The sequence below is a fragment of the Streptomyces sp. NPDC020845 genome (assembly GCF_044334165.1).
In the GTDB taxonomy this organism is placed as follows: domain Bacteria; phylum Actinomycetota; class Actinomycetes; order Streptomycetales; family Streptomycetaceae; genus Streptomyces.
Window position 1 is genome coordinate 1 of the sequence record NZ_JBIRSJ010000091.1, and the last position, 1,111, is coordinate 1,111.

Here is a 1,111-nt window from a genome sequence, read left to right on the forward strand (position 1 = left end):
ACTATCGGACTAGAAGGGTCACGAAATCCGTGGCCGGTGCGGGCAGGGGCTCTGACAGACTCTCGTGTTGCCAGCGGAGTGAGTGGCGTCCGATGGGTGGACTGCGGTTGGGTGCCCGTCCGAGCGTGGCTAGCCTGCGGCTATGGCCCTTGGAACACCTTCGACCCAAATAGTGCGCACCCGCACAGTGCGCGAACTGCTCGCAACCGGCAATTCGTCGTACTCTTTCGAGTTCTGGGAGCCGAGGAACGAGAAGGGCGAGCGCAACCTCTGGAACGCGCTGCGCCGGGTCGAGGCGGTGGCCCCGAGCTTTGTCTCCGTGACCTATGGGGCCGGCGGTTCCACCCGGTCCGGGACGGTCAAGGCCACCCAGGAGATCGCGGCCGACACCACGCTTACGCCCGTCGCGCACCTCACCGCGGTCAACCACACCATCGCTGAACTGCGCAACATGATCGGTCAGTACGCCGATGCCGACATCAGGAACATCCTCGCGGTGCGCGGTGACCCGCCTGGCGACCCGATGGGTGAGTGGATTCCGCACCCGCAGGGCGTGCGGTACGCAGCCGACCTCGTCCGGCTGATCAAGGAGTCCGGGGACTTCTGCGTCGGCGTCGCCGCCTTCCCCGAGATGCACCCGCGCTCGGCCGATTGGGACGCGGACATCCGGCACTTCGTGGACAAGTGCCGCGCGGGCGCCGACTATGCGATCACCCAGATGTTCTTCGATCCGGAGCACTATCTGCGGCTGCGCGACAGGGTCGAGAAGGCGGGCTGCGACACCCCGATCATCCCGGAGTGCATGCCTGTTGTGGGCATCAAGCAGCTCGACCGGCTCCCGCAACTCAGCAACGCAGTCTTCCCCGCCGCCGTGCAAGAGCGCATGCTCGCGGTCAAGGACGATCCTGCCGCTGTACGCTCCATCGGCATCGAGTTCGCCACAGATTTCTGCGCGCGGCTGCTGTCCGAGGGTGTCCCCGGGCTGCACTTCATCACGCTCAACAACTCCACGGCGACACTCGAGATTTACAGGAATCTCGGATTGCATCAGCAGCTTTGAGTAGGAGAGCAGTTGTAGAAGACCATCAGCCGCTGACTTGACCGCGCACAG

Annotated in this window: 1 protein-coding gene; it reads left to right on the forward strand. The window is 64.7% G+C overall.

All coding sequences use genetic code 11. The features are described 5' to 3' along the window. The first annotated feature begins 142 nt into the window (after window positions 1-142). Window positions 143-1,060, forward strand: a complete 918-nt coding sequence (gene metF / locus ACH4U7_RS53210; RefSeq protein ID WP_398534950.1) for a methylenetetrahydrofolate reductase [NAD(P)H] — start codon at window positions 143-145, stop codon at window positions 1,058-1,060. Window positions 1,061-1,111: the final 51 nt, after the last annotated feature.

Bases quoted from the DNA above. Each gene is read 5' to 3' on its own strand.
- metF (WP_398534950.1), top strand. From the start codon at position 143: ATGGCCCTTGGAACACCTTCGACCCAAATAGTGCGCACCCGCACAGTG.